This window comes from Oribacterium sp. NK2B42, from assembly GCF_000424445.1.
In the GTDB taxonomy this organism is placed as follows: domain Bacteria; phylum Bacillota; class Clostridia; order Lachnospirales; family Lachnospiraceae; genus Oribacterium.
Genome location: NZ_AUJX01000004.1, coordinates 176,169 through 188,762 on the forward strand (window position 1 = coordinate 176,169; position 12,594 = coordinate 188,762).

Genomic DNA, 12,594 nt, shown 5'->3' on the forward strand with positions numbered 1-12,594 from the left:
CTCAGAGCCTGATGGCTCTATGCTCTATTTACATCTGTGTCAAATCCTTAAGTATTTCTGCCAAAGGACGGATCTCCTTAAGCTGTCCGCAGGCCTGTCCTGACATAAGAGAACCGGTCTTTACGTCACCTTCAAATACGGCACGGCGTAATGATCCGAGTGTGTACTTCTCAAGCTCCATCTTGTCTGCTCCGGCCTTTTCCTGCTTTAAGTACTCAACTGTCATCTGATTCTTAAGTACTCTTACAGGAGTTCCGCCTATACGGCCTGTAACGATGGCATCTGTACCCTTTGCCTTAAGAAGAGCTGCCTTATAGTTATCATGTATAGGACACTCAGGTGATGCCAGAAGAACAGTACCGACCTGAACACCGCAGGCTCCGAGAGCCATGGCAGCTCTGAACTGACGGTTATCTGCAATTCCGCCTGCTGCGATTACAGGAATATTTACAGCATCAACTGTCTGAGGAACAAGTGTCATGGTTGTCATCTCACCAACGTGACCGCCGCTCTCAGTACCTTCTGCGATAACAGCATCAGCTCCGAGTCTCTCAACGTGCTGTGCAAGTACAGGCGCACCTATTACAGGGATTACCTTTATGCCTGCTGCCTTAAAATCCTCCATATATTTTCCGGGATTTCCCGCACCTGTTGTAACCAAAGGAATCTTTTCCTCGATACAAACCTTTACAAAATCATCTGTTGAAGGATTCATAAGCATCAGGTTAACACCTATAACCGGCTTATATCCGTCTGCTGTCTCCGGTGCAAGCTCACGGGCTGTGCGGATCTCATTTCTAAGCTCGTCTGCTGTTCTGATTCCGCCTGTTCCGATAAGTCCTACGGCGCCGGCATTGGCACAGGCTGCCGCAAAACGTCCTGTTGCGATATTTGCCATACCACCTTGAATAACCGGGTAACGGGTTCCTAAAATTTCATTTAATAACTTCATGATATACCTTCTCTGTTTTTGTTGATTGTTTTGTTTAATGCTTTATCTGTAATTTATTACACATCCGCCCCAGGTGAGTCCGCCGCCAAAGCCGGCCAGGATCATCCTGTCTCCTTCATGCAGCAGTCCCTTGTTCTTCATATCGTAAAGAGCGATAGGGATTGAGGCTGCACTGATATTTCCGAGAGTTTCCATATTCATAAAGAACTTCTCATCAGGAGCATGCATGGCTCTGATAACATGTCGTATGATTCTTGCGTTCGCCTGATGGCAAACTACATGGTCCACGTCTTCAAGACTCAGTCCTGTCTTATCCAGAAGTCCGTTTATGATCTTTGGTATGATATCGCAGGCAAATACAAATACGTCCTTACCATCCATAAGCATGTGATCGATCTTTGGCTTTTCCTGACCATCCTCAGAAGTACTCTTTCTAAGCTTCTGCTCGTAGGCCCCTGTATAAATTGAGGGTGCCTCTATGACTCCGGAACCTCTTGAACCGAGAAGGCTCACATAGAGATTCTCATCTTCCCCGCTGTCCAATGCTATAACCGCAGCACCGGCACCGTCTCCGAAAAGAATGGCTGTTGTTCTGTCTTCCATAGATACAAGCCTTGAAAGCTGTTCGGTTCCTATTACCAGGGCACACTTTTGTGATGCCTTCCGTGACTCTCTCTCTTCTTTTTTATCAGGATAGATATCACATACATCGAGACCGGCTGATAAAAGACCTCTTGCAACTTCCAGCGCATATATAAATCCGCTGCAGGCAGCATTGAGATCAAGTGCAGGTACCTCCGGAAGCTCCAGCTCTCTCTGTATAAGAGCTGCCATGCTGGGAGTAGCAAGATCCGGTGACATGGACGCAACTATTACGGCCCCTATGGATTCTTTCCGTATTCCTGAATCTTCAATGGCTTTTCTTCCTGCTTCTATGGCAAGTGTCAATGCACTTTCATCTTCCGTGCAGAATTTTCTTTCATGGATTCCTGTTCTGGGATATATCCAGGCATCCGATGTATCCATGATCTCTCCCAGAGCATCGTTTGTGACTGTATTGCTTGGAAGTGCTCCTCCCAGGCCGATGATTTTTATTCCCTTCAAAACTATACTCCTGATATTAAACTGTGTACGCTACACTTCTTTATATGTTCCTGTACTTTTCCTGTCTCTGCTTTCTAACTTCTTCAGGTGACAGTTTGAGCAGGTCTGTAAATGTCTTCTCAAGAACGATGTCAAGACTCGCATAAAGTCTCTCCGGATCCTCCTGTGCACCTCCAAGAGGCTCAGGGATAACATGATCCGCAACACCTGTCTTTCTTAAGTCACGGGCTGTAAGCTTCATTACTTCGCAGGCTTCTTCGTGACGTCCGGCATCCTTCCATAAAATAGAAGCGAATCCCTCGGGGCTGAGAACTGAGTAAACTGCATTCTCCAGCATAAGGATCTTGTTGGCAACACCGATGGCGAGAGCTCCGCCGGAATTTCCCTCACCTGTAACTATGGAAATAACCGGTACATGGAAGCTGCTCATGGCTGCAAGGTTTCTGGCAATGGCTTCACCCTGACCATGCTCCTCAGCCTCAAGACCCGGATAAGCACCCGGAGTATCGATAAAGGTAATGATTGGACGTCCAAACTTCTCTGCCTGCTGCATTAAACGAAGAGCTTTTCTGTAACCTTCCGGTCTTGGCATTCCGAAATTATAGGCAAGATTTTCTTCCATGGTCCTGCCCTTCTGATGTCCAAGTACTGTTACAGGACAGCCTTTGTAACGGGCGATGCCACCATAGATGGAAAGATCCTCATCATATAAATGATCTCCCTTCTGCTCAAAGAAATCGGTAAATAGATTTTCGATAAAATCCTTTATGTGAGGACGCTTGGGATGTCTTGCAAGATACACTCTGTCAGCGGCACTTAAATCTGTGCACTTTGAAAGAAGATCATTTCTTGTTTTATCAAGCTCGCGTATCTCTTCAGCGTTCTGTTCCAACAATTCATCATTTTCAGAGAGAGCATTGATCTTTTCCTCAATCTGTTCTGTTTCCTGTATTATCTCTTTTATCATCCTTATTTCTCCGAAGCTATATCTGTTCTTGACTGAAATTTTCCGGAATCCATATGTAGTTTCAGTATATCCGTGAGTACATCTCTCATTTCATATCTTTCTACTATTCTGTCCACAAAGCCGTGATTCTCAAGATATTCGGCACGCTGGAACCCCTTAGGCAGCTTACGGTTGATGGTCTGCTCTATAACTCTCGGACCTGCAAATCCTATAAGCGCACCGGGTTCAGCCAGGGTAATGTCTCCAAGTGTGGCAAAGCTTGCTGTTACACCGCCTGTGGTAGGATGTGTCAGGAAACTGATAAACAGTCCGCCATGCTCACTGAATGTCTGAACTGCTGAGGTTGTCTTGGCCATCTGCATCAGGCTGTAAATCCCTTCCTGCATACGGGCGCCGCCGCTTGCGCTGAAAATAACTAAGGGTAATTTTTCCCTGTCTGCATACTCTATGGCACGGGTAACCTTTTCTCCCACTGCACGGGACATTGAACCCATAAAGAATCTGCTGTCCAGAACCACTGTTACAAGTCGGATACCTTGAATGGTTCCGACTGCTGAAATAACGGATTCGTTTAAACCTGTTTTTTCTTCCTGCTTTTCAATCTTCTCTTTGTAGCCCGGAAAATCCAGCGGGTCTTCTGCCTTGATATCTGTATCTATTTCTTCAAAAGAACCTTTATCCAGAATGAGGCTTAATCTGTAATAAGCTCCGATGGGTGCATATTTTCCACATTCAGGACAAACGAAGAAGCTGTCTTCCCACTTTTTTCTGAGAGCACGTCTTCCACAGGATCTGCAGGTAATAAAACTTGAAGGTATCATTACCGCAGGAATACGGAAACCGTTTTTGTCTCTTACTTCTTCTGCACCTTTTTCGGGAGCAGCAGTTTTCTTATCGGAACTCTTGGATTTAGCATCCTGAGAATCTTTTCCGAAATTGAACCTGAGTCCGCTGTGTCCGACGGTGTCCGCCAGAGCCTTTTTACGTAAGGCTCTGTCCTTGTACATTTCGTATATCTTTGTAATTGGAGATTCCATTTATTCCTCCATACTTCATTGAAAAAGCCAAAGACGAGCTTTGGCTTTAATTAGTAAACATCCATGCCTTCATAAGTCCCGGCAGGAGCAGGACCCCTGCCTGACCTGATGAAGGCAGATCATTTCTTCGGATTTAATTGATTATTTGTTGCAGTAATCTACAAGCTCCTGGACTGTCTGAAGCTTTCCGATCTCACCGTCCGGGATTGAGTGTCCAAGCTCATCCTCAAGAGCCATGTGAAGTTCAACGAGTGAAAGTGAATCTACCTCAAGATCCTCAATGAATCTTGCCTCAGGTGTAACCTTGTCCTCGTCACAAGCAAGTGTGTCAACAATAATGCTCTTAACTTTCTCGAAATCCATGTTTTCTCCTTTTGGTCGATAAAACGACATCTCAATTCTTTATTTGTTGATATTTACAAGCAGATAGAAAAAAAATTTTTATTAAAATCTTTTAACTATCCTCTCGCTGTTGTTGATAATACCTAAAGGTTAAACTTTAGTCAATGAAAGAAATTTTCGAATAAAAGTAGTTTCTGAAACTATGACTAATGGAGATAAAAGCGCATGACGCTATTACGTCGTTTGTTTCGACATGGCTATTTAAAAAATTTGTGTGTACTTAAATTTTTTAAATAGCATCGATACCCCTGTCATATTCCTGCCTTCCTTAAACCTGTGTAAACATCACCTTATATATGGTATAATCCTACTTATTTATAATATGTCTTTTCAGAAATCGGTTTAATCCCGATATGTAAAAAAGATTAATGAAAACAAATTTAAGCACAGGAGAAATACCATCATGGATCCAAGAGATAAAGAAATGCTCCCTTTTAATGAAGAAAATCCCGACAACAACGATGATACCTATAAGGATTTTCAGGACTCACTAAATGAGTTTCAGAAAGAACCCTCCAATGCCGAGATCATGGCAAAGCTTGAACAGAACCACAAGCTGATGGTCACTACTCTTGTGATAACGCTTCTGGCAGTGGCAGTTTTCGTTATTTTAGGATTCTATCTTTACAATATCGTCATCGATTATAAAGCTGAGGTTGATGCAGCCATAGAAACCATGAAAAAAGTGGATAGCATGGTTGAACAGCTGGAGGCCGATTACTCCAACTATAGTCAGAAGATAGATGACTTCTTCGATTCAATAGAGACTCTTAAGTCATACCTTGACAGCATCAATTCTGCCCTGAGCTCTGTCCCATCCTTAAGGCTTCCTTTCTGAGATACGAACTAACCCCACCGGGGACGGTTCTCGCCGGTAGGGACGGTTCTCGCCGGAGAGAACCGTCCCCGGTGGATATAACTTGAACAACCACCCGCATAACGGGTGGTTTTGTGTTCCGCACGCTTTAAGTTTTGCTGCCGGCAAAACTTGAAGCAGTGCGTGTCACGTGGTCTCGACCTACAATCGAAAAAGCCGGAAACCCGCTGATTACGGGGTTCCCGGCTTTTTTGGTATCAATCTTTGGATTTCAGATTATTTATCACAATTGAACTCGTTCATCGGTCCTCTCATCATGGAGAACTTGTCCATAGGATAGTTCTTAAGGTTGTCCAGGATCTTACGATTATCCGCCTGGTTAAGGAGATCCTGACGTGCCTTTCTTATCTCAAGCTCTGTCTTGTGCTTTGAAGGTCCGCCTACGCAGCCGCCTTCACAAACCATTCCTTCGATAAAGTCTTCAGGAAGCTTTCCGAGCTTAAGGAGCTGAAGAGCGGTTGTACACTCTTTTCCGCCTGCTGCTGCACGAAGCTGGATCCCTGTTGAATCCTGCTTACGCTCTCTCATACACTCAAGAACAGCATTGGCAACTCCGCCTGAGCTTGCGAAGCTCTTACCCCAGATTGAAGACTCCTGGTATGGATCGACTACAGGCACCATCTCAACATTCTTTGATCTCATCATTGCCTGCATCTCACCGAAGGTAAGTACGTAGTCAGCATTATCCTTTATGCCCATCTCATGAGCCTCAGACTTCTTGGCTATGCATGGTCCGATAAATACAGTCTTGCATCCCGGATGTGTTGCCTTGAGATATCTGGAGATAGCACACATAGGTGATACTGTCTCTGACATATTCTCTTTAAACTGATCAGGATAATGCATTCTCAGCATATTTATAAATGCTGGGCAGCAGGAGGTTGTCATCTTCTTTCCTTCCTGACGTGCCTCATACCATTCCTCAGCCTCATATGCAGCAGTCATATCTCCACCGAGACCAACTTCAACCATATCTGTGAAGCCAAGCTTCTTAAGTGCCTCTCTGATGGAGCCCATGGTGATATCCTTACCAAACTGACCTTCGATAGCAGGCGCACACATTGCATAAATCTCTTTGCCTTCCTTGATATCCTTTATGATATCGAGAACATCAAGCTTTGATGCGATTGCTCCGAAAGGACAGCTGTGGATGCACTGACCGCATCTTATACACTTCTTGTCATCTATCTTGCAAATGCCATTTTCATCATAGGTAATTGCATTAACAGGGCAGGGCTTACGGCATGGTCTCTCAAGGTGAGCGATAGCTCCGTAAGGGCAGGCATTGGCACACATACCACACTCTTTACACTTGTTGGGATCGATATGTGCTCTCTGGTCACCCATGGTGATGGCACCAAAACGACAGCTGTTCTGACATGCCTTTCCTAAACACAAACGGCAGTTATCAGTTACTGTATAGGAAGAAAGCGGACACTCCTCACAAGCCGGATCTATAACCTGGATAATGTTTGGATTAGGCTCAGTTGCATAAGGATTTGCATCAAGATTCTCTGTGAGACGGATACGCCATCTCAGGATCTCCCTCTCTTTATAAACACAGCATCTCCATGTTGAGTGAGGCCCCGGTGAAATAGCCATGATAGTCTCATTCTCTGCTTCCCTGCCGAGTCTGTCCTCCCATGCGGCTCTGGACAGTCTTTCGATGACTTCGTGTTTAAGCGCGATAGCCCCCTTATCATTTGTTACCATTCGTACCCTCCTGTGTAGACATACATATACTCATCAATCAAAGGCTATATAACAGTGTTCGTGAAAATAGCCCACATACAGTTCTATCGTAAAAAAACAGTTAAACTATAAATGTCTGACCAATGAAAAATAAAATGTTTTGACTTTGCAGCCGCACGAAACCTGACTTTCATGCAGCCTGATGAGCTAAGTATAACATCCTTAATACATTTAAACTATTATGACGTTATAGAATTAACAATCTTTTTATTCTTATATTTTGTTCATGTTTTTTTGCAGATACCAAGATCTTAGTTTTGTACGATCTTTCGTACAGCTATGCCGGATATCTCAAATACCATGTCATTATTTATAAGAACATAAGGACCGTCATCCTTACCTATAAATATGCCGGCATCCTTTGCCGCGGTCTTAAGGAGATCCTCCGTTACCACAGCTTTTATAAGTCCGGGAGTCCATATATTGTCTTTAGCCTTTTCAAGAGCTTCTGCGTCCTTGTATTCCTTTCCGTCAATAAGAATCGGATACTGTACCTTTCCGGCAAAAGACTTGAAATCATTATTCGCAAAATCAAGTATTACTTCACCTGCTGCCACTGCGGCCTCGGGATTGTTTATGGAGACATCCATACTTTCCAGAGAAAGTGCATCGCCGTCTTCATTGAAGAATACGCGGACACCGTCACCGGGATTAACCTTCCCACCTACTGCACTTTTATCGGTTTCCTTGCTTACAGTGAACTCAACAGGACCTTCAACAGTCTGCACTATGGTTCCGTCTTCTCCGGAAACTTCTATAACAACTCCGCTAACGGCTCCGGCATTCTGAATGTCATAGCTGAGGTCTGCCACAGTCTTTACTCCGCTCTGAAGCTGCTTAACCTCATCACTTGAGACCGCTGCTTCGCTTTCAGCCTCCTCTGTCTCACCCACAAGATCAGTTCCGGCAGGTCTTATGGATATAACATCTCCATGGCTGTCAAGCTCCACGGTAACATCCATTCCGACTTCAACTCCCCCCTGGAGCATGCTAATGTCTACACCGTCCACTTCGCTGAGCTCATAGGTATTGCCATCCTTATCCTCAAGTACCAGAGAATGCATTGCGGCATCCACTACTTTTCCTGTGATTTCTTTTTCGTCTTTAGCTGCTTCGGTAGTTTCCGCTTCGGTGGAAGCCTCGGTAGCAGCAGTAGTCGCAGCAGTAGTTTCCTCAGCCTTTGGTTTCTTTCCACAGGCGATGCTTGTTCCGAAAAGCAGCATGATGAGTCCTGCTGCAGAGCCTCTCTTTATCACTTGTTTAATGCTTCCATCAGATATTTTTCTTTTCATAATTTTCCTCACTTTCGGGAACTCCGGTCCTTTTAAATTTTCCTCTAAATACCGGAGCTTCATTTCGGATTTTCAAAATAATCCTGACTTAACCCCTGTTTTCATTCAAATATAACATACATCATATTTTTGATTAATCCTATCTCTTTTTATCACTCATGATTATATGATTGCTTTAAATACAATCTTTTCTTAAACTTATAACAGTTGAAAATCATTCTCATCTTTAAATGCATGTTTTTTGCCGTATGTATCTGACACACGTCAGTCTGATCGGCTCTACACCCGGAACGGAATATATATGGAAACAAAAATGATGATCTATTCAGAATCTGAGGCTTTTCTTGATACTGCAAGGATACTGTCCGAAAGGCTCCGGATTCCCTATACACTTGATAAAGCAGAGCTTGATGCCTTTTTATATGAAGATAACTCTAAAATGCCGAAATCCAATGAGGATCATAATGAGCCTTCTTCTATAGATAATCATCCAAAGCACGCCTCCAATGAGACTCATCCTGAGTCTGCTTCTCCGAATAGTTCTCTGTATTTAAAGCTGGACGAAACAGGATTATCACTTACGGACGGAAATCTTTCCCTGCGAGGTGATTTTACCGACAATGCTTCCAGATTAAAAAAGAGCAACCTGGAGCGGGAGCTTCTTGTGAAATGCGCCAAGATGAAGGGTCTTGACCACACACCTGTCATTATTGATGCAACGGCAGGTATGGGCGAGGATTCCCTGCTTCTTGCCGCCTCAGGCTTTAAGGTTATCCTTTATGAATATGATCCGGTCATAGCTTCCCTGCTTGAAGATTCCTTACGCCGTGCCGCAATGGATCCTGATCTGAAGGAAATAGTTTCCCGCATGGAATTGCATATTGAAAGCAGTATAGATGCAATGAAGCATCTGGATCATTCCCCTGATGCTGTTCTTCTGGATCCAATGTTTCCTGCCAGAACAAAAAGCGCACTGGTAAAGAAGAAATTCCAGCTTCTTCAGCAGCTGGAACGTCCCTGTTCGGATGAAACCGAGCTGTTTAACGCTGCCCTTCAGACAAAACCTCATAAGATTATCATAAAAAGACCTCTGAAGGGTCCTTTTCTTGCAGGCGTTAAGCCCGATTATTCTTTATCCGGAAAAGCAATACGCTATGACTGTATCCTGCCTGAAACAAGAAAGCTCTGACAAATGAAGCACAACGACTACTTGTCAGGTAATGCGAATTTGAATTTCGTGCAGGCACAGCACGCACTTGTCAGGTAATGCGGATTTGGATTTTGTGCAGGCACAGGGTGCACATGAAAGACTTATATCAAAAAAGACCCCACCGGTTTTTCCGGCGGGGTCTTTTTTGCGTAGGATTATGTTTATCATGAGAATTATTGTTATATGTTTTTCTTCTATATCAGATTAAATTCCGAATTCCTGTGCCCAGTATGTTCTTCCGTTCTGAGTTGTTGTTGAGATTGCGCATGTTGTGAAATCAGGCTTTAAGATGTTTGCTCTGTGTGTAGGTGATGCCATCCATGCGTTAACTACGTCGTCTGCTGTGTTGTAGCCTTCTGCAAGGTTCTCGCCGTACTGAAGATCTGCATTTACTGTGTACCAGTCTGTTCCGTCCGGTCTTGTGTGTGAGAACTTAGTTGTGATCTCGTTTGCTCTTACTACTGATGTTGTCTCAAGTGATGCGCTGTACTGAACTGCTGAAAGTCCGTTTGCCATTCTTATCTCATTAACCTTTGCAAGTGCCTGAGCCTCAAGGTCAGTCTGTGCAAAAGATGTAAGTGTCATCATTACTGCGAAGAAGATTGCTACGAATATTGTTCTAACAAGGTTTCTCATTTTCTTTTCCTTTCAAGTGCAGCTGGCTGACCTTTCGGTCCCTGTAGCTTTGCGTCGCCGGATTTCTCCGGGTTTGCTATTTAAGTGAATCGGGATAAAAAAATTGGCACCGGGTTTTGTACCCTGTGCCAGTTAACCTAGAACCTTCTTGAATTAATTCTGATTCGAGAACTAACCTTCGGAGCTCTGCTCCATGAAGATTGCAACTGGCTGGCCTTTCGGCCCCTGTAGTTTTGCGTCGCCGGATTTCTCCGGGTTTGCCCAACTAAAATCTAGGTTGGATCTTAGTTTAAAGAGAAGCGAACCGTTTTTTCTGGTTCCTTTCTTTTCTCATCTCCTCTTTACAATTCTAATTATACTATAGATTTTTTAAATTGCAAGACTTTTTCTTAAAATTAATCAATTAAATATAGATTTTAATTTGTGTTTATACCGTTAGTTTTTAATATTCTGCTCTCTAAGCCTTTTTCTTCTGATTATTATGAAATATGCAACCTCTAAAATACAGCAGGATACCCAGCCTACCGGGTAACCAAGAGCTACTATCCGGGGAGTGTTGGCAACAAAATGAGTTACGACAAAAAGATATATCTGTCTGATAACCACAAATGTTCCAAGCATGATCATCATGGGTCCCTTTGAATCTCCTCTTCCTCTCAGGGCGCCGGCCAACACATGATTAACACAGTTAAACATCAGAAAGTAAACATTGGTCCTAAGGAACATAACACCATAATCTATAACGCTTTTATCCGAAGTGAACATGCCTACAGCCTGTGATGCAAAAACAAAGATTCCTGTGGCTATAACTCCGGTGATCACAAAACTCATACTGACTGCTGTGTTGGTACCTTCATCTGCTCTCTTCAGTTTTCCGGCTCCCACGTTCTGACTTACAAAGGTGGTGGAGGCCATGGCCATACTCTGCATAGGAAGCATTATAAACTGGTCGATTTTGTTATAGCAGCTCCATCCCGCCATGCAGCTTGCTCCGAAGAAGTTGATATAAGCCTGGACGAAAACATTGGAAAATGCAGTAATAACTGACTGTATACCTGCAGGAAGTCCCACCAGCATGATTTTCTTCAGTATAGGTATATCTACCTTCAGGTCATGCCAGGTGAGCTTATAGATATCATCCGTCTTTGTCAGTAATCTCAGGGTTAAAAATGCAGAAATGAACTGAGCTATGATGGTTGCAAGAGCAACTCCCATGATCCCCATTTTAAATACAATTACAAAAAGAAGATCCAGAATTGTGTTTATAATACTGGTCAAAACAAGAAAATACAAAGGCCTTTTGGTATCTCCCACCGCTCTCAGGATACCGCTCCCTATGTTATATATAAGAAGTCCGGATATTCCGGCAAAATAAACTCTCAGGTAAAGTGTTGCTTCCCCCATTACATCTTCCGGGGTTGACATGAAATGAAGCATGGGAGTTACTCCCAGAACACCTATTATGGTAAAGACCACCGAGAGTATAAATGTTGTGGCTATGGTAGTTTCCACTGAGGAATGAAGTCTTTCCAGATTCCTTGCACCGAAATAGGTACCCATAACAACGCCGGCACCGGTTGCAAAACCGTTAAAGAAAAATACCAGCATATTTACTATCATGGTTGTGGCGCCGACTGCTGCCAGCGCTTCGGTACCTACAAAATTTCCCACCACTATGGAATCCACGGTGTTATAAAGCATTTGAAATATATTTCCAAGCATCAAAGGCATGGCAAAGAATATTATCTGCTTTATTATGTTGCCGCTGGTCATATCCTGAACCGTGCTTTTCTTTTCCATCCCTGTCTCCTCCGTGATGCGATACAAAAAAAGTCATGTCTTTCAAGACACGACTTCTAAAACAATGTAACAAAAAATGCACCTTCAGGGACTTGAACCCTGGACAAACGGATTAAGAGTCCGCTGCTCTACCAACTGAGCTAAAGGTGCAAAGCATTTTTAATGCTCGTTTAGTCTACAAATAATTGACTGTTTTGTCAATCACTTTTTAAAAGAAGTTATTTCGCTCTGCTTTGTGTGTTACTGTTCACACCCCTACTATTTCATATTGTTAAAAACGCTGAATTTAAAAATATATTTTTCAAAGGATCCGAGACGCTGTTGTGGACAGCCTCTCGGATTTTTTAAATTAACTCCTATATCATCTGTGTAATCCACAATTCGCGGTTTATTCTGGTACATATGTCAGAAAATGTGGAAATCCATGTCCGATTTTTTTCGGTTTCTGACGAATCATAAGCTTATACACATGTCATTTTGACGGAATGTCAAATCCTTGAAATTCGCGTAAAATCGAGCTTTTTGCTATACTTTTTTCAGGAGAAACAGTCATGGGAAAACAGGA

The 12,594-nt window shown here is 43.3% G+C and carries 11 protein-coding genes, 1 tRNA gene and 2 riboswitches; of the genes, 2 read left to right on the forward strand and 10 right to left on the reverse strand.

Features of this window, described 5'->3' with window-relative positions; all coding sequences use genetic code 11:
• Positions 1-28 precede the first annotated feature (28 nt).
• From G625_RS0102055 to acpP, 5 genes are all read right to left on the reverse strand, one after another.
• Positions 29-952 (reverse strand): nitronate monooxygenase, encoded by a 924-nt coding sequence (locus G625_RS0102055; protein ID WP_029199798.1) that lies wholly within the window; start codon positions 950-952, stop codon positions 29-31.
• Positions 953-994: 42 nt separating this feature from the next.
• Positions 995-2,056: a 3-oxoacyl-ACP synthase III family protein gene (locus G625_RS0102060; protein ID WP_029199799.1), complete on the reverse strand. Its 1,062-nt coding sequence runs from the start codon at positions 2,054-2,056 to the stop codon at positions 995-997.
• Between the two features lie 40 nt (positions 2,057-2,096).
• Positions 2,097-3,023 (reverse strand): acetyl-CoA carboxylase carboxyltransferase subunit alpha, encoded by a 927-nt coding sequence (locus G625_RS0102065; protein ID WP_029199800.1) that lies wholly within the window; start codon positions 3,021-3,023, stop codon positions 2,097-2,099.
• Positions 3,024-3,025: 2 nt separating this feature from the next.
• Entirely contained in the window at positions 3,026-4,060 is a 1,035-nt protein-coding gene (accD, locus tag G625_RS17935; RefSeq protein ID WP_044931238.1) for an acetyl-CoA carboxylase, carboxyltransferase subunit beta, read from the reverse strand.
• Positions 4,061-4,201: 141 nt separating this feature from the next.
• Positions 4,202-4,423, reverse strand: coding sequence for an acyl carrier protein (acpP, locus tag G625_RS0102075; RefSeq protein ID WP_029199801.1), 222 nt, complete (start codon positions 4,421-4,423; stop codon positions 4,202-4,204).
• 442 nt (positions 4,424-4,865) lie between these two features.
• Here acpP and G625_RS0102080 point away from each other — a divergent pair, with 442 nt between their 5' ends.
• Entirely contained in the window at positions 4,866-5,300 is a 435-nt protein-coding gene (locus tag G625_RS0102080) for a hypothetical protein (protein WP_029199802.1), read from the forward strand.
• 255 nt (positions 5,301-5,555) lie between these two features.
• Here G625_RS0102080 and G625_RS0102085 read toward each other — a convergent pair whose 3' ends face one another.
• Positions 5,556-7,052 (reverse strand): 4Fe-4S dicluster domain-containing protein, encoded by a 1,497-nt coding sequence (locus G625_RS0102085; protein ID WP_029199803.1) that lies wholly within the window; start codon positions 7,050-7,052, stop codon positions 5,556-5,558.
• Positions 7,053-7,342: 290 nt separating this feature from the next.
• Entirely contained in the window at positions 7,343-8,383 is a 1,041-nt protein-coding gene (locus G625_RS0102090; RefSeq protein ID WP_156884994.1) for a hypothetical protein, read from the reverse strand.
• 301 nt (positions 8,384-8,684) lie between these two features.
• Between G625_RS0102090 and G625_RS17940 the strand changes: the two genes are divergently transcribed.
• A complete protein-coding gene (locus tag G625_RS17940) occupies positions 8,685-9,572 on the forward strand; it encodes a class I SAM-dependent methyltransferase (RefSeq protein WP_242826575.1) in 888 nt (295 codons plus the stop codon).
• A gap of 225 nt (positions 9,573-9,797) precedes the next feature.
• Here the strand turns inward: G625_RS17940 and G625_RS0102100 are convergent, their stop codons facing one another.
• The 3 genes from G625_RS0102100 to G625_RS0102110 form a co-directional block, all read right to left on the reverse strand.
• Positions 9,798-10,229: a CAP domain-containing protein gene (locus G625_RS0102100; protein ID WP_029199805.1), complete on the reverse strand. Its 432-nt coding sequence runs from the start codon at positions 10,227-10,229 to the stop codon at positions 9,798-9,800.
• A gap of 14 nt (positions 10,230-10,243) precedes the next feature.
• Positions 10,244-10,317: riboswitch (cyclic di-GMP riboswitch) on the reverse strand.
• Positions 10,318-10,427: 110 nt separating this feature from the next.
• Positions 10,428-10,501, reverse strand: a riboswitch (cyclic di-GMP riboswitch).
• A 163-nt stretch (positions 10,502-10,664) separates the two neighbouring features.
• Positions 10,665-12,029: an MATE family efflux transporter gene (locus G625_RS0102105; RefSeq protein ID WP_029199806.1), complete on the reverse strand. Its 1,365-nt coding sequence runs from the start codon at positions 12,027-12,029 to the stop codon at positions 10,665-10,667.
• A gap of 77 nt (positions 12,030-12,106) precedes the next feature.
• Positions 12,107-12,179, reverse strand: a tRNA-Lys gene (locus G625_RS0102110).
• Positions 12,180-12,594 lie beyond the last annotated feature (415 nt).